Source organism: Peribacillus sp. Bi96 (assembly GCF_918698115.1).
GTDB lineage: Bacteria > Bacillota > Bacilli > Bacillales > DSM-1321 > Peribacillus.
Map to the genome: position 1 here is coordinate 62,548 of NZ_CAKKLV010000004.1, position 17,480 is coordinate 80,027.

Genomic DNA, 17,480 nt, shown 5'->3' on the forward strand with positions numbered 1-17,480 from the left:
CCTTATTAACCAGCATCTCCTTTTTTTGGTTATAAAGGCTCTCGCATTTCAATTTATTGGCATGTTATTTGCATATTTAAAGGTACATGGATTTTCCAAGGGAACCATTCCCAATGGGGAAAATATCATGTGATTAGCGGATTTCATTTAAAAAGAACGTAGTAGCCAGTAAGAATGAGGAGTAATGCAATGTCCTCATATCTGACACGAATTAAAACATCTAGGGAGGATTTCTTTATGGAAATTTTTAAATATCTTGAGAAGTATGACTACGAACAACTGCTGTTCTGTCAGGATAAACAATCGGGTTTGAAAGCGATTATTGCCATTCATGATACAACATTGGGACCTGCACTTGGCGGCACACGGATGTGGACGTATGCTTCTGAAGAAGATGCCATAGAAGACGCTTTAAGGCTTTCAAAAGGAATGACATATAAGAACGCAGCTGCCGGCTTGAATTTAGGCGGAGGAAAAACCGTCATCATCGGCGATCCGCGCAAGGATAAAAATGAAGAAATGTTCCGTGCATTCGGTAGGTATATCCAAGGGCTTAATGGACGTTATATAACAGCTGAAGATGTAGGGACGACGGTCGAGGATATGGATCTCATCCATGAGGAAACGGATTTTGTCACTGGGATTTCCCCTGCATTCGGTTCTTCAGGTAACCCGTCCCCTGTAACTGCTTATGGGGTATACCGCGGTATGAAAGCTGCTGCAAAAGAAGCATTCGGCACTGATTCTTTAGAAGGCAAGGTAGTTGCAGTCCAGGGCGTCGGGAATGTAGCTTATAACTTATGCCGTCACCTTCATGAGGAGGGCGCTAAGTTGATCGTTACGGATATCAATAAAGATAGTGTGGCCCGTGCGGTTGAATCCTTTGGGGCGACAGCAGTGAATCCTGATGAAATTTATGGGGTTGAATGTGATATCTATGCTCCATGTGCATTAGGGGCTGTCATAAATGATCAAACAATCAATAAAATCAAGGCGAAAGTCATTGCAGGTGCAGCCAATAATCAATTGAAGGAAGCTGTTCATGGTGATCAAATACATGAAAAAGGTATCATATATGCTCCTGATTATGTCATTAATGCAGGTGGAGTCATCAACGTTGCTGACGAGCTTTTAGGGTATAATCGGGAAAGAGCCCTTAAAAAAGTGGAAACGGTTTATGATACCATTGAACGAGTCATTGAGATTGCAAAACGTGATCAAATTCCAACCTATAAAGCAGCTGATAGGATGGCAGAAGAGCGAATTGCACGTATGAGGAACTCCAGGAGTCAATTTTTACAAAATGAAAAGCATATTTTGAATGGACGAAAATGATTTTAGTTGTACGAGATTTTAATTCCTGTGTTTTTTTAACGAAACACAGGAATTTTCAACATTGATAACGTAATAAACATAATGCAAGTAAAAATAGTGACTATCTTTTATTAGTGAGGAGGAGTGGTTTTGGCTGAAGAATTTGACCTCGTTATCCTCGGAGGAGGAACAGGCGGGTATGTGGCAGCGATAAGGGCTGCTCAATTAGGATTGAAAACTGCTGTCGTGGAGAAAGGCAAGCTCGGCGGAACGTGTCTACATAAAGGCTGTATCCCTTCGAAAGCACTTTTACGGAGTGCGGAGGTTTATCAGACTGCAGTGAAAAGTGACGAATTCGGTATAGTTACCGGGGATGTAAAGGTAGATTTCCTTAAGGTGCAGGAAAGAAAGAATAAAGTGGTTGATCAACTCTATAAAGGTGTTCAACACTTGATGAAACAAGGAAAGATAACGGTTTATGAAGGGTTAGGACGGATTCTTGGTCCATCGATATTTTCACCGATGCCCGGAACAATTTCCGTGGAAATGAACAATGGCAGTGAAAATGAAATGCTTATTCCTCAGAATGTCATCATTGCTACCGGTTCGCGTCCAAGGACCCTGCCCGGATTACAGATTGATGGGGAATTGGTACTAACATCCGATGAAGCTCTAAACCTTGAGAACTTGCCAAAATCAATCATTATTGTAGGCGGGGGAGTTATCGGCATTGAATGGGCTTCGATGCTGAATGATTTTGGTGTGGATGTGACAGTGCTTGAATATGCAGATAGAATCATACCGACTGAAGATCACGATATTTCCAGTGAGATGCTTAGACTCCTAACAAAAAAAGGCGTCAAATTCGTTACAGGTGCGAAAGTATTATCGGAAACTCTGAAAACGGATGTCTCAGTATCCATTTCTGCTGAAGTAAACGGTTCGGTAGAGGAATTCACAGCTGAAAAAATGCTGGTTTCCGTAGGAAGATCAGCAAATGTTGAAGGGATCGGCCTGGAAAATACAGAAATTGTGAAGGAAAATGGTTTTATTGAAACCAATGAGTTCTTCCAAACGAAGGAAACACATATCTATGCGATTGGTGATTGTATCGGCGGTTTGCAGTTGGCTCACGTTGCCTCCCATGAAGGAATTACAGCTGTTGAACATATGGCAGGTAAAAAGCCGGAACGGATCGATTATTCACTGATTTCAAAATGTGTGTATTCTAGCCCTGAAGCTGCAAGTGTCGGTTTGACGGAAGAACAGGCAAAAAAGGAAGGCTATGAGCTTAAAGTGGGGAAATTCCCATTCCGTGCAGTTGGTAAGGCCCTGGTATTCGGGGAAGCGGATGGTTTTGTCAAAATCATTGCCGATAAGAAAACGGATGATATCCTTGGCGTTCATATGATAGGACCACATGTTACGGATATGATTTCTGAAGCAGGGCTTGCAAAAGTGCTTGATGCGACACCTTGGGAGATAGCAAAAACAATTCATCCGCATCCAAGTCTTTCTGAAGCAATCGGCGAGGCGGCGCTTGCTGTCGATGGACTTGCCATTCATTCATAAAGAATAAGGTCAGGAGGTTTTATGATGGTAGAAAAACGTCATGAACAATTAGGCTTAAATGAGGAAACGGTTTTAGATATGTATCGGACAATGCTTTTGTCCCGCAGGATTGATGAACGGATGTGGCTGTTGAACCGGTCCGGGAAAATTCCTTTTGTGATTTCCTGTCAGGGGCAAGAGGCAGCACAAGTAGGGGCAGCGTTTGCACTGGATCGGCAAAAGGATTATGTACTTCCTTATTATCGGGATGTGGGTGTGGTACTTACCTTCGGGATGACCGCAAAAGACTTAATGCTATCTGGTTTTGCGAAAGAAGAAGATCCCAATTCCGGCGGACGCCAAATGCCTGGACATTTTGGTCAAAAGAAAAATAGGATCGTCACTGGTTCATCCCCTGTAACCACACAGGTGCCACATGCAGTTGGAATTGCGCTAGCAGGGAAGATGGAAGGTAAGGATTTAGTAACATTCGTAACGTTTGGGGAAGGTTCATCCAATCAGGGCGATTTCCATGAAGGTGCCAACTTTGCAGGTGTGCATAAGCTACCGGTCATTTTCATGTGTGAAAATAATAAATATGCCATTTCCGTGCCTATTTCGAAACAGTTATCATGTGAGAATGTTTCCGATAGGGCGATTGGCTATGGAATGCCTGGAATAACAGTGGATGGCAATGATCCATTGGAAGTGTATGCAGCCGTGAAAGAAGCGGCGGACCGTGCACGAAGGGGAGAGGGCCCTACCCTTGTTGAAACCGTTTCTTACAGGCTTACGCCTCATTCCAGTGATGATGATGACCGAAGCTACCGTACTGCGGATGAAGTGGCCGAAGCGAAAACAAAGGATTCCATAAAGACATTTGGAGCGTATTTAAGAGAAGCGGGAATCATGGATGATGATCTTGAGAAACAAATGAATGATGAAGTCATGAAAATAGTGAACGAAGCAACTGATTATGCTGAAAATGCTCCATATCCGAAGGCTGAAAGTGCGATGACTCATGTGTATGCACAAAAGTAAGGGGGTAATAGAATGCCAGTGATTTCATATATAGATGCCGTAACAATGGCAATGAGGGAAGAGATGGAACGTGATTCCCGTGTATTCGTATTGGGAGAAGATGTTGGGAAAAAAGGCGGGGTCTTCAAAGCTACTAATGGTTTATACGACCAATTCGGTGAAGCCCGGGTCATTGATACCCCGCTTGCTGAATCTGCAATAGCAGGAGTGGGGATTGGAGCAGCCATGTATGGGCTACGGCCAATAGCAGAAATGCAATTTGCTGATTTCATCATGCCTGCCATTAACCAAATTGTCTCAGAGGCAGCCAAAATTAGATATCGTTCTAATAATGACTGGAGCTGTCCTATCGTAATCCGTGCTCCATATGGGGGAGGAATTCATGGAGCTCTTTATCATTCACAATCGGTTGAAGCGATCTTTGCTAATCAGCCAGGTTTGAAAATTGTGATGCCTTCCACTCCATATGATGTCAAGGGATTGCTTAAAGCTGCCATTCGTGATGAAGATCCAGTGCTTTTCTTTGAACATAAACGAGCCTATCGCTTGATTAAGGGTGAAGTGCCCACTGAAGATTATGTACTTCCGATCGGAAAAGCGGATGTGAAAAGGGAAGGGGAAGACATTACGGTCATATCCTATGGACTTTGCGTGCATTTTGCCCTTCAGGCAGCAGAAAAATTAGCAGCAGATGGAATCTCTGCACATGTTCTGGATTTGCGTACCGTCTACCCTTTAGATAAGGATGCTATCATAGAGGCAGCATCTAGAACGGGAAAGGTTTTACTGGTCACAGAGGATAATAAAGAAGGCAGCATTATAAGTGAGGTCGCAGCCATCATTGCCGAGCATTGCCTTTTTGATTTGGATGCCCCGATAAAACGATTGGCAGGACCTGATGTACCTGCCATGCCATATGCGCCTACGATGGAAAAACATTTTATGGTGAATCCTGATAAAGTGGAAAAAGCGATGAGGGAATTAGCTGAGTTTTAATGACTGTTAAGAAGGAGGAACGATTCATGGCTATGGAATTAATGAAGATGCCTCAACTGGGCGAAAGTGTCACAGAGGGAACCATCAGTAAATGGCTTGTAAAGCCTGGAGATCATGTAACGAAATACGATCCGTTAGCTGAAGTGATGACGGATAAAGTAAATGCTGAGGTTCCTTCTTCCTTTACCGGCATCATCAAAGAATTGAAAGCGGATGAGAATCAAACGTTGGCAGTCGGAGAAGTCATTTGCTCGATTGAAGTTGAAACGGCAAAGACGGATAACGAAAATGAAGGGCAAGAGATTTCTCATGGAGAGGAAAACGCTGATGCAGCCGTAACAAGAGATATACAGCCGCCAGTGGGAGAGCCGTCAGGAAAAGCTCGCTTCTCACCGGCAGTGTTAAAACTCTCCCAGGAGCATGGGATCGACCTTTCAAAAGTAAAAGGAACGGGAAGTGAGGGGCGGATCACACGTAAAGATTTACTGAAACTTGTTGAATCCGGCACACTTCCTAAGGCGGATGAACCTGCAGCAATATCCGATTCGACTCATGAAGAGATTGCCCCTCAAGTTAATCGTCAAACCAGTTCAGTAACAAACGTACCGACTGTTGCAGGCGACAAGGAAATAGCGGTTACCGGCATACGTAAGGCAATTGCGTCCAATATGTTAAAAAGTAAGCACGAAATTCCGCATGCTTGGACAATGGTGGAAGTTGACGCAAGCAATATGGTAAAGTTGCGTGATAATCTCAAATCCGATTTTAAACAAAAAGAAGGATATAACTTAACGTATTTTGCCTTTTTTGTAAAAGCGGTCGCTCAAGCTCTTACCGAATTTCCAGAGCTCAATTCGATGTGGGCAGGCGATAAGATCATTCAAAAGAAAGAAATCAATATATCAATAGCTGTTGCAACGGAAGATGCCCTATTTGTCCCGGTCATAAAAAATGCTGATGAAAAATCCATTAAAGGGATTGCAAGGGAGATACAAGAACTTGCATCCAAAGTGAAGGCAGGCAAGTTAAAAGCAGAGGACATGCAAGGTGGCACGTTCACTGTCAATAACACTGGCTCATTCGGTTCTGTTCAGTCCATGGGAATCATCAATTATCCACAGGCAGCTATTTTACAAGTTGAAACGATTGTAAAACGGCCAGTGGTCATCAATGACATGATTGCTGTACGAGACATGGTGAATCTCTGTTTATCACTGGATCATCGTGTTTTGGACGGACTGGTTTGCGGCCGTTTCCTTGCAAGGGTTAAGGAGATCATTGAAAAGATTTCCAAAGATAACACGCCCATATATTAAAAAATTAAAGGAGGATAACCTTAATGGTATCCTCTTTTTTATGGTGTGCCCGGCATGGGTCTAATCTATACGGTGCGGCTCTCACCATGAAGGCGGTAGTGGTGGCTTCATGAAAGGTATAATTGGATGAGCAGCCAAAGGTTAACTATGAGAAATAGATGCATGATCCTACCTGTAAAAGAACGTCTTTCGGTCGAAGTCAAAGAAGATCCATAAGCTTTGAATCAGGGAAACAACAGAACCAAAGTAAATAGAATGACAATACTAAGTAAGACTTAAACTGATCTGCCGTTTCCTGAACCATATGGTTGTATGAGAGGGAGGAGGCTAGGCGCCTCCTTCTACTCGATTAATCTGTACCTATTAATGGAATAAAATTCTATTCTATGTAGAAAAACATCGACAAATTTTTTTTTTATGCTTATTATTTTATAGAGAGCTGTTCTAATACACAACTGACTCTAACTCATAAAAGATAATACATTGTTGATTATTTTAATAGCTGGGCATTGGTCTTTGTAAAAAAGCAATCATTCATCCTTATCTGTGTGCAAAACCGGACAATTTCTTGTGTATAAGATACATTTCTTTTTATTGTTCACAAAAATGGACACTTTTTTCATTTGTTAACACGTGAAAGCAATCTCTTCAATGATATTATCTTTTGGCATTATTTTTGCATATTGAAATAAGGAATATATTTTTATCAGATCAAATTGATGGGAGGGTAGTTTTCTTATCTAAACTGACTGAGCGTTCGTTCTCCCGAAGAATGGGTAGGTCGTTTTAAACGTCAGACGATAAGAAAGCGATTACAGATGGAACTGAAAGATGTAAAAAACATAACCTTTCCTAAGCCTTCTTATGAAGAGTGGAAAGAAGCTGTGGAAGCCAGTTTAAAAGGTAAAAGTGTAGAAAAATTAAAAACGAATACATATGAGGGCATCACTCTATATCCGCTCTATACAGAAAATACAGATTCGAAAAACAATGCAGCGGAATTGCCAGGATTCTTTCCTTTCACCCGCGGTACGTCTCCAGCGGGTTATTATGAAAAGCCTTGGCTTGTCGTCCAACCTGTAAGCGGTATCACAGCTGAAGAGGCAAATGATAAAATGCGTGCGTCATTCAAGCGCGGTCAAAATGTCGTGGCATACCCTGCGCGATTGCTCGCTGAGGGAGCAAGGGTTGAAAAATTGCTTAAGGATATCCCATTAAAGGAAATCCCGATTTTCATTGACCTTAAGGGAAAACAAAAAGATTTATTCCCGCAATTTAAAGCTGTTGCAGAATCACAGAATGTCCAATTGACAGGAGTAGCTGCGGAAGATCCGATTGCAGAATGGCTCATTTGCGGTCAGTTACCTGAAGATACGGACCAATATTTTGCAGAGTGGTTGAAAACGATCCAAGACTATCAAAAGGTAGGTCCAGATTTAAAAACCATCCTGATTAATACGTCTGTATACCATAATGGAGGAGCTAACGCCGTACAAGAAATCGCGTACGGATTATCGGCAGCCGTCCAATATGTATTGGAAGGGCAAAAACAAGGACTCTCAATTACTGAAGTTTCCGAAAGAATCGTTTTTTCTTTTGCAGTGGATTCCAACTACTTCATGTCAATCGCTAAACTGCGGGCGGCCAGGAGGCTATGGGCCGGTCTATCTGAAGCCTTTGATACAGCTCCGGACTATTTTAAAATGGCCATACATGCCGTTACGTCCGAATTGACAGAAACGCTATATGATAAACACGTCAACATTCTTCGGACCACCAACCAGGCATTCGCTGCCGCCATTGGAGGCATTCAATACCTTCAAATTCATCCATTTAATCACGCAAGTGGTGAATCTGATGATTTTTCAGAAAGAATTGCCCGCAGCACTCACCTGGTTTTAAAAGAAGAAACAAATATCACGTCGGTTGTCGATCCTGCAGGCGGTTCATGGTATGTTGAGCAATTAACGGATGAATTGGCTGAAAAGGCTTGGGCGAAATTCCTTGAAATCGATGAAGCAGGAGGGATCATCGAACTGGTCAAGCAGGGCATCCTCCAGAAAGAAATAGCTGAAGTTTACCAAGGAAGAGTCCTTAATGCGGCATTTAGAAAAGAAAGTATCATCGGAACGAATGTGTATCCGAATCCCTCGGATAAAATTAAAATTTCACCACAGGATAACGATCTTTCATATATGAAAGTGGTGAAGCCGGTTGATATTACGCCCATTATCCTGGATCGGGTATCGGTTCAGTTTGAACAGTTAAGACTGCGTAGTGAAACATATAAAGAAAGTAATGGAACGGCTCCGACGTTCGGAATGATTAATTTGAAAGACCTTAAATCCTATAAACCTCGCGCTGATTTTGTTAAGGGGCTGGGTGCAGCAGGTGGCATTGAAACAGTAGGGAGTAAAGGTTGTCAATCGATCACTGAAGCAGTCGATTTTGTTGCTGCGACCAATCTTCCCATCTATTGTGTTTGTGGAAGTGATGAAGACTACTCCGAATTAGCGGCGAACATCATGAAAGAAATTAAAAAGAAATTTCCTTCAATCAATATTTATATTGCTGGCAAGCAGCAGGAAGAACTGGAAATGACGCTAAGTGAGGCCGGTGTCAAAGATTTTATTCATGTTAAAACGAATGCTATAGCCATTTTAAGAGAGCTATTGCATGAGCTAGGGGTGAACTGAAATGAAAAAACCGAATTTTTCTACTATTAATCCTGCCAAGACTGAGACTAAAGGGACGGTAGAAGCTTGGAAAAAAGAAGCTGCCAAGGCTGTTGGGCTTAATATTGATGATCTCCTATTTGAAACGAATGAACAAATAAAAATCAAGCCGCTTTACGTTAAAGAAGATAATCACGAATTGGAACATATGGAAAGTGTACCAGGCATCGCTCCGTTTACAAGAGGCCCCTATCCTTCGATGTATGTCAATCGTCCTTGGACGGTACGTCAGTATGCAGGTTTTTCGACTGCTGAGGAATCCAATGCGTTTTACAGACGTAACTTGGCTATGGGGCAGAAGGGGCTTTCAGTTGCCTTTGATTTAGCTACACACCGTGGTTATGACTCCGATCACCCGCGCGTTGTCGGTGATGTGGGAAAAGCGGGAGTAGCCATTGATTCCATCCTTGACATGAAGATTCTGTTCGACGGAATCCCGCTAGATCAAATGTCAGTGTCAATGACGATGAATGGTGCAGTATTACCCATTCTGGCATTTTATATCGTGACAGCTGAAGAGCAAGGCGTTACACAGGATAAGCTCTCAGGTACGATTCAAAATGATATCTTAAAGGAATATATGGTTCGGAATACGTATATCTATCCGCCAGAAATGTCCATGAAAATCATAGCAGATATTTTCGAGTATACATCCAAATACATGCCCAAATTCAATTCCATTTCCATCTCTGGTTATCATCTGCAAGAAGCGGGTGCACCGGCGGATATTGAACTAGCCTATACGTTGGCTGATGGTCTTGAGTATGCACGTACAGGCATGAAAGCAGGCATTGATATCGATAAGTTTGCACCACGACTGTCATTCTTCTGGGCTGTAGGATTGAACTATTTCATGGAAGTGGCGAAGATGAGGGCAGCTCGTTTCATTTGGTCAAAACTGATGAAACAATTCGAACCGAAAAATAAGAAAGCAATGGCATTAAGGACTCATTCCCAAACCTCAGGCTGGAGCCTCTCCGAGCAGGATCCGTTTAACAATGTCGCACGGACTTTGATTGAAGCACATGCTGCGGCGCTTGGGCATACACAATCCTTGCATACGAACGCACTGGATGAGGCTATTGCACTGCCAACTGATTTCTCGGCCCGCATTGCCCGTAACACACAGCTTTATTTGCAGGAGGAGACGGGAATTACAAAGGTCATCGATCCATGGGCTGGATCATACTATGTAGAATCGCTCACGAATGAACTAATAGAACGTGCTTGGTCTCACATAGAAGAAATCGAGGGGCTTGGAGGGATGGCAAAGGCAATTGAAACCGGCCTTCCAAAAATGCGAATCGAGGAAGCGGCAGCAAAACGTCAGGCGAAAATCGATTCTCAAGAGGAAACGATCGTCGGCGTCAATAAATATCGTTTGAAAAAAGAAGATCCGATTGAAATACTGGAAATTGATAATACCGCAGTTCGTGAGAGCCAGCTTAAGCGGTTGAGTGAATTAAAAGCGAAACGGGATCAGGCAAAGGTGGATGAAGCACTTCAAGAACTATCCATGGCTGCTAGAACAGGTGAGGGTAACCTGCTTGAGTTGGCTGTACAGGCTGCTAGAGTACGGGTATCACTAGGGGAAATCTCTGATGCAATCGAAGAAGTGGCTGGACGTCACAAAGCAACGATCCGTTCTATCAGCGGTGTGTATAGCTCCGCATACTCTAAAGAAGCAGAAATCGAGGAAGTCGTCCGAATGACGGAAGAGTTCCTTGAAAATGAAGGAAGAAGACCGCGTTTGTTAATGGCTAAAATGGGTCAGGACGGTCATGATCGTGGAGCTAAAGTAGTAGGAACGGGGTTTGCGGATTTAGGCTATGATGTCGATATCGGTCCATTATTCCAAACACCAGAGGAAACGGCCTTACAGGCCGTGGAAAATGATGTGCATGTAGTCGGCATGAGTTCACTTGCTGCAGGCCATAAAACATTGTTGCCGCAGCTTATGGCGGAGTTGAAAAAATTGGGTCGTGAAGACATTATCGTGATCGTCGGCGGTGTCATCCCTGCACAGGATTATGATTACTTGATGGAAAATGGCGCTTCCGCCATTTTTGGACCTGGTACAGTCATTCCGCAGGCAGCGAAAAAAGTGCTTCAGGAAATATACAATCGCCTCGGTTATGAGGAAGTGGCCCAATAATGAGTGAAGACAAGAAGCCGGAATGGGTCGATCTTAACAATCAGGAAGGTTTTGCTTCATCATTAAAACCAGGTGTGGAATTAGAAGCCAGCCATAACAAAGCTTCAAAAAGTAAATTCGTCAAAAAACAAAATGTAACCATACCGATCCAAGAACTTAAAGAGGGAATCATAAAAGGGGATAGGGCCAGGCTGGCTAAAGGGATTACACTGCTTGAAAGCAATGCTCCACACCACTTTGATCATGCGCAGGAATTATTGCACTCTATCCTTCCACATACAGGGAATTCGATTCGAATCGGGATTTCCGGAGTGCCCGGTGCCGGAAAAAGTACGTTTATAGAGACGTTTGGAACCTACTTATGTGACAGGGGCCATAAGGTTGCAGTTCTTGCGGTCGATCCAAGCTCTTCGGTCAATGGGGGAAGTATACTGGGCGATAAGACGAGGATGGAAGAGCTGGCGAGAAATCCAAATGCCTTCATTAGACCCTCGCCATCCGAAGGTACTTTAGGAGGAGTTCATCGCAAAACAAGGGAAACGATGTTGCTTTGTGAAGCGGCAGGATTTGATGTCATTCTGATTGAAACGGTTGGTGTCGGCCAAAGCGAAGCAATCGTGAGAAGCATGGTCGACTTCTTCATGCTCCTTGTCCTAACGGGTGCAGGGGATGAATTACAGGGAATGAAAAAAGGGATCATGGAACTTGTTGATGGAATTGTAGTCAATAAAGCGGATGGCGAGAATATTCCGCTTGCAATTCGTACAAAGTCCGAATATAGCAGAATCTTGCACTTCCTTCAGCCAGCAACTAAGGGATGGGCGGGAAAGGCCTATACTTGCTCTGCCATAACCGGTAAAGGAATTCCTGAGCTTTGGGATGCATTAAATGAATTTTCCGTTATGACCAAGGGATCGGGTGTTTTCCAAGAACGGAGAAGAATGCAATCAAAGGAATGGCTGTATTCGTTAATGGATCACCAGCTTAAAGCGATGTTCTATAAAAATGAAACCGTCAAAGGTCTGCTCCCTATACTCGAGAATCAAGTGATGTCAGGGAATAAAACGGTCACTGCTGCTGTTAAGCAGGTCTTTCAATCTTTTAAGGATACCTTTAAAACAGATTAAAAAAGAAAAGGATGGGGCATGCTTCTCACGCATGCCCCATCCTTCATTATGAAGTGAAGTCTCCTTGTTGTTACATATGTAATTCCCGCATTCATCTCGTTTTAAACTTGTTGGGAAACCTTTATGCAGAATTAGCAGGTAAATTTATTGAATCACGATGGGGCAATTGTTATGATAGGATTGAAGAGAAAACTTGGAAGGAGCATAAACCATGAATATGGATTTTAATTTTTTAATGAACGACGTAGTCAAACAAGCTCGCGATGAAATTAAGACTGCTGGATATACAGAATTAACTACTCCCGAGGAAGTAGAAGAAGTATTTGCACAAAAAGGAACTACACTTGTAATGGTCAACTCCGTTTGTGGCTGCGCCGGAGGAATCGCTAGACCGGCAGCGGCTCATGCGATTCATAATGATAAACGCCCAGATCAGCTTGTAACGGTTTTTGCAGGGCAAGATAAAGAGGCAACGGAGAAAGCTCGTGATTATTTCGAAGGATATCCGCCGTCATCTCCATCATTTGCTTTACTGAAGGATGGCAAAATCATCACGATGATAGAACGCCATGAGATTGAAGGGCATCACCCGATGTCCGTAGTTGAAAAATTGCAAAACTACTTCGATGAATATTGCGAAGAAGTATAAGTCATTTTGCTATTAGGTAAAAAACCCGTCCAATAGGCGGGTTTTTTTTATTCAACAATTTGCATAAATAAGGAACGTTTAGGAAAGAAGAAAGATAAGGGAACCATATATATTCGCTTTGAAGTGAACGTGCGAGTCTCAAAAATAAACTATGTTAATATTCTGAAAAGTGAATCTATTATTTACGTTATTGAATAATTATTAGAGTGTGTTAAAATACACATTAGTGTATGAATATTAGTTATTCAAATTAATTGATATTTTAACCTATACCAAATTTAATAACAAGAGAATTGAAAATATCATTTTGGAGGAATAATTATGAAGTTGAAAAAGCAGTTAGCATTGTTGCTTACTTCTGTTTTATTAGTAGGTATTTTAGCGGCATGCGGTACATCAGAGAAAGAAGATAAAAACACAGCTGGCAATGAAGACAAAGATAAAAAGGTCCTTGTAATGGGAACATCTGCGGATTATCCACCGTTTGAATTTGTTGAAACATCTAAAAGCGATGAAATTAAAGGATTTGACATTGATATCGCTAAGGCAATCGGTAAAAAATTAGGTTATGAGGTTCAAGTGAAGGACATCGACTTTAATAGTCTTGTTCCGGCGCTAGAAAACAAATCCGTCGATTTTGTTATCTCTGGAATGACACCTACAGAAAAACGTGAGCAATCCGTTGATTTCAGTGATATTTACTATACAGCTAAAAACATGATCATTACGACACAGGACAGTAAAATCAAAACTGTTGAAGATTTAAAAGGGAAAACGGTAGGCGTACAGCTAGCATCCATTCAGGAAACATTGGCAACCGACTTGAATAAAAGCAAAGATCTCGGGATGAAAATTGAAAAACGGAATCGTATTCCTGAGGTTGTTCAAGAAATGTCTACAGGACGTTTTGACGCCGTGATCATGGAAGATACCGTGGCAAAAGGCTATTTAAAAGACAATAAAGATTTGGTTGGCTATTTAATCAAATCTGGTGAAGAAGATGCCGGCTCGGCAATCGCTTTCCAAAAAGGAAGCAAGTTAACTGATGAATTCAATGCCGAATTGAAAAAAATGTTAGAAAATGGTGAAATGGAAAAATTAATTCTAAAATGGTTCGGTGACAGCGAATCTAAATAATACAGAGAGATGAAAAGCGTTCAGAAGTGTTTTAATATGCCTTCTGAGCGTTTTTCCGCGCTTTATTGTTTGTAGAATGAAGCAGGAAGGCCTAGGATAACGGCTTTCATAAGAGAGGATGAATGGAGTGAATCTGGAATTTGAAAGGATTATACCTTCCCTACCATATATCCTGGAGGGAATACCGACTACATTAAAGGTTGTAGCGGTTGCGGCTGTAATCGGTTTTGTTTTGGGAATATTTTTATCTATACTTAAAATCAGCAGAATTAAGCCATTGAATTGGATTGCTGACTTTTATACTTCCATTTTTCGCGGTACCCCTTTAGTACTGCAATTAATGCTAATTTATTTTGGTTCGCCGCAAATATTGGGGATTCAAATCGAAGCATTCGAAGCCGCATTTTTAGCATTCGGCCTGAACTCTGCCGCATACATCTCTGAGATTATCAGGGGAGGGATTTTAGCGGTCGATAAAGGACAACGTGAGGCTGCGCTTGCGCTTGGGGTTCCCTATTCAGGGATGATGCTCAATATCATCCTTCCGCAGGCCATCAAGAATATCCTGCCGTCCCTTGTGAACGAATTGATTTCCTTAACGAAGGAATCAGCCGTCGTCACAATTATTGGATTGGGGGATATCATGCGCCGTTCGTATATTGTCGGCGGTGAGACATATAAATTCTTCGAGCCGATTTTATTTGCCGGTCTCATTTATTATGTGATGGTTATGGTTCTTACCATCTTGGGCAAAGTGATTGAAAGGAGAATGAGACGCAGTGATTAAAATTGATGAACTCAAAAAAAATTATGGTAAGCTCGAGGTTTTAAAAGGAATCAGCACCGAGATAGGACAGGGTGAAGTGTTAGCCATTATCGGTCCATCCGGTTCGGGAAAGTCAACTTTCCTGCGTTGCATCAATCTGCTGGAAACTCCAACTGATGGTCAAATTTGGTTTAAAGATCAAATGATCACTGGAAAAAAGACGAACATCATGAAAGTGCGTGAAAATGTCGGAATGGTATTTCAACATTTTCATTTATTTCCTCATAAAACCGTGCTGGAGAATCTGACATATGCACCCATGAAGGTGAAAAAATTATCAAAGGCCGAGGCAGTGAAGCAAGCTCGTGAGCTCTTGACTAAAGTCGGTTTGGCCGATAAAGAATCGTCTTATCCAAACCGTCTATCAGGCGGACAAAAACAAAGGGTCGCCATTGCACGGGCATTGGCAATGAATCCGGAAGTCATGCTGTTCGATGAGCCGACTTCAGCGCTAGACCCCGAGATGGTAAAAGAAGTACTAGATGTCATGAAGTCACTGGCACATACAGGGATGACCATGTTGATCGTAACGCACGAAATGGGATTCGCTAAAGAAGTGGCAGATCGTGTACTATTCTTGGACCAGGGCCTGCTCGTTGAGGAAAGTGCTCCGGAAGAATTCTTTTCCAATCCGAAAAGCCAGCGTGCAAAAGACTTCTTGGAAAAAGTTTTATAAGCCGAGGCATATACTATATAATAATGAAAAAAAGGTAACGAAATAGTTACCTTTTTTTATTTTATTCATATAATGTAACTTTCGGTGAATTTATGCTGAAAAATAAGGAAATTCATTAACAAAGGTCTGTAAAAATATCTGAAATCCTGATAGTATTATAATAGATAGTGAAAGAGCCAGGTGATACATAACAATGTTTAAAATCGGATACAGAACGATTAAAACTGCTTTGGGGGCTACCTTGGCAATTATTATTGCACAAATGCTTAACCTGGAATATTTTTCGGCTGCGGGAATCATTACGATTTTATGCATTCAAGTTACAAAAAAGAAGTCGGTGTATGCCTCCTGGCACCGGTTTTTAGCTTGTTTGATCGCAATGGCCTATGCATCCCTATTGTTTCAGTTCATCGCGTTCCATCCGCTGATAATAGGGTTGATCCTCTTGATTTTCATTCCGACGACAGTTGCCTTGAAGATTAATGAGGGGATCGTAACAAGCAGTGTAATCATCTTGCATCTATATGGGGCGGGTCACATCACTTTCGCTCTGCTGCTCAATGAAACGATATTAATTGCCGTTGGGGTTGGAGTGGCGCTTGTGATGAATCTGTACATGCCCAGCGTTGATAAAAAATTGCTTGCCTATCAGGAAAGTATCGAAACTAACTTTAGTGTGATCTTGATGGGGATTGTCCGCTATTTAAGGGATAACGATCACACATGGGATGGAAAGGAAATAACTGAAACGGCCAATCTTCTTAATCAAGCCAAAAGCCTTGCTTTCAGGGACGTGGAAAATCATTTTTTAAGGGAAGAAGACCTGTATTACCATTATTTCAAAATGCGTGAAAAGCAATTTGAAATAATTGAGCGAATTCTTCCTCTAGTCACAAATATTCCGTTGGTCGTCAAGCAAAGCGGGATATTGGCTGATTTTATAGAAGATCTGGCAGAAAACGTCCATCCTCAAAATACGGCCATTCTTTATCTGAAAAAGCTTGAAAAAATGGAGCTGTTTTTTAGGGGAATGGCACTTCCGCATACACGGGAAGAGTTTGAATCAAGGGCCGCATTACTGCAGCTCATGAAGGAAATGGAACGCTATTTATTGTTAAAGCATTCCTTCAAAGGATTGCCTAAGCAAGTCAATAATCGAATGAAAAAGAGGCACTTGGCTTAAACTAAGCAAAAAAGTAAAGGAATGGATGCGAATGAAATGGATCCTTACTTTAATGCTTATGCTATCTTTGTTGCCTCTACACGTACAAGCTCAACCTCATTCGGTTAAGCCTGGCGATCCTTTTATCATCATCAATAAAGCCAACAATAAATTGGCTTTCATTGATGATAACGAGGTCAAGGAGATTTTGCCTGTCGGTACGGGAAAGAGTCAGGAATTGACACCAGAAGGGATTTTTACGGTCAAGGTCAAAGCGGTCAATCCCTATTATCGAAAAAAGAATATTCCGGGCGGCGATCCCAGGAACCCTTTGGGATCGAGGTGGATTGGATTTGACGCACGAAATACCGATGGCAGGATTTATGGAATACATGGAACGAATCAGCCGTGGTCAGTGGGGAAATTCATTTCAAATGGCTGTGTACGGATGCATAAATCCGATGTAGAGCGATTGTACGAAGAAGTCCCTATCGGTACAAAGGTGTTAATCACCATATCGAAAGAGGATTTTAAGACCTTGGCAAAGAAAAACGGAGCGATAAAATAAAAAGAGGGAAGCTTTTAGCTCCCCTCCCCATTGTGATATCTATTACAAAAGAAATGCGATACCTGATAATAGGGTCGTTAATAACATTGAGATAAGCATTAAATACACAACGATTTTTCTTATTTTTTTATTTCCCATATGCTCTCTCCCTCAAACAGATTAATTGATTTCATTTTAACTTGAACATTTAGGAGAAACAAGTAAAAGTATAATGTTCATATTATTTC

General features: G+C 41.9%; 15 protein-coding genes. 14 read left to right on the forward strand and 1 reads right to left on the reverse strand.

Annotated features, from left to right (window positions below; genetic code table 11):
- Positions 1–237: 237 nt before the first annotated feature.
- The 14 genes from bcd (at position 238) to LQ203_RS06965 (ending at position 17,253) form a co-directional block, all read left to right on the forward strand.
- Complete coding sequence (bcd, locus tag LQ203_RS06900; protein ID WP_230156816.1) at positions 238–1,335, forward strand: Glu/Leu/Phe/Val dehydrogenase; 1,098 nt, start codon at positions 238–240, stop codon at positions 1,333–1,335.
- Positions 1,336–1,464: 129 nt separating this feature from the next.
- On the forward strand, positions 1,465–2,886 hold the full coding sequence (lpdA, locus tag LQ203_RS06905; RefSeq protein ID WP_230156818.1) for a dihydrolipoyl dehydrogenase: 1,422 nt from the start codon (positions 1,465–1,467) through the stop codon (positions 2,884–2,886).
- Between the two features lie 24 nt (positions 2,887–2,910).
- On the forward strand, positions 2,911–3,906 hold the full coding sequence (locus LQ203_RS06910; RefSeq protein ID WP_230156820.1) for a thiamine pyrophosphate-dependent dehydrogenase E1 component subunit alpha: 996 nt from the start codon (positions 2,911–2,913) through the stop codon (positions 3,904–3,906).
- Positions 3,907–3,918: 12 nt separating this feature from the next.
- Positions 3,919–4,902, forward strand: coding sequence for an alpha-ketoacid dehydrogenase subunit beta (locus LQ203_RS06915; protein WP_230156822.1), 984 nt, complete (start codon positions 3,919–3,921; stop codon positions 4,900–4,902).
- Between the two features lie 26 nt (positions 4,903–4,928).
- Positions 4,929–6,218 carry a dihydrolipoamide acetyltransferase family protein gene (locus tag LQ203_RS06920; RefSeq protein ID WP_230156824.1) on the forward strand — a complete coding sequence of 430 codons (1,290 nt, stop codon included), beginning with the start codon at positions 4,929–4,931 and terminating at the stop codon, positions 6,216–6,218.
- A gap of 818 nt (positions 6,219–7,036) precedes the next feature.
- On the forward strand, positions 7,037–8,914 hold the full coding sequence (locus LQ203_RS06925) for a methylmalonyl-CoA mutase family protein (RefSeq protein WP_230156826.1): 1,878 nt from the start codon (positions 7,037–7,039) through the stop codon (positions 8,912–8,914).
- 1 nt (position 8,915) lies between these two features.
- The gene (scpA, locus tag LQ203_RS06930; RefSeq protein WP_230156827.1) at positions 8,916–11,108 is read left to right on the forward strand and encodes a methylmalonyl-CoA mutase; all 2,193 of its coding nucleotides are present in this window, start codon (positions 8,916–8,918) and stop codon (positions 11,106–11,108) included.
- On the forward strand, positions 11,108–12,235 hold the full coding sequence (gene meaB, locus LQ203_RS06935) for a methylmalonyl Co-A mutase-associated GTPase MeaB (RefSeq protein ID WP_230156828.1): 1,128 nt from the start codon (positions 11,108–11,110) through the stop codon (positions 12,233–12,235). The genes scpA and meaB overlap by 1 nt, the downstream gene beginning before the upstream one ends.
- 211 nt (positions 12,236–12,446) lie before the next feature.
- A complete protein-coding gene (locus tag LQ203_RS06940) occupies positions 12,447–12,884 on the forward strand; it encodes a BrxA/BrxB family bacilliredoxin (RefSeq protein ID WP_230156829.1) in 438 nt (145 codons plus the stop codon).
- Positions 12,885–13,205: 321 nt separating this feature from the next.
- A complete protein-coding gene (locus LQ203_RS06945; protein ID WP_290370540.1) occupies positions 13,206–14,021 on the forward strand; it encodes a transporter substrate-binding domain-containing protein in 816 nt (271 codons plus the stop codon).
- 127 nt (positions 14,022–14,148) lie between these two features.
- Positions 14,149–14,808, forward strand: coding sequence for an amino acid ABC transporter permease (locus LQ203_RS06950; RefSeq protein ID WP_230156830.1), 660 nt, complete (start codon positions 14,149–14,151; stop codon positions 14,806–14,808).
- Positions 14,801–15,523 (forward strand): amino acid ABC transporter ATP-binding protein, encoded by a 723-nt coding sequence (locus LQ203_RS06955; protein ID WP_230156831.1) that lies wholly within the window; start codon positions 14,801–14,803, stop codon positions 15,521–15,523. Before LQ203_RS06950 ends, LQ203_RS06955 begins: the two co-directional genes overlap by 8 nt.
- Before the next feature lie 193 nt (positions 15,524–15,716).
- A complete protein-coding gene (locus LQ203_RS06960; protein ID WP_230156832.1) occupies positions 15,717–16,706 on the forward strand; it encodes an aromatic acid exporter family protein in 990 nt (329 codons plus the stop codon).
- Positions 16,707–16,737: 31 nt separating this feature from the next.
- Positions 16,738–17,253: a L,D-transpeptidase gene (locus LQ203_RS06965; protein ID WP_230156833.1), complete on the forward strand. Its 516-nt coding sequence runs from the start codon at positions 16,738–16,740 to the stop codon at positions 17,251–17,253.
- A gap of 42 nt (positions 17,254–17,295) precedes the next feature.
- Here LQ203_RS06965 and prli42 read toward each other — a convergent pair whose 3' ends face one another.
- On the reverse strand, positions 17,296–17,391 hold the full coding sequence (prli42, locus tag LQ203_RS27465) for a stressosome-associated protein Prli42 (RefSeq protein ID WP_155727341.1): 96 nt from the start codon (positions 17,389–17,391) through the stop codon (positions 17,296–17,298).
- Positions 17,392–17,480: the final 89 nt, after the last annotated feature.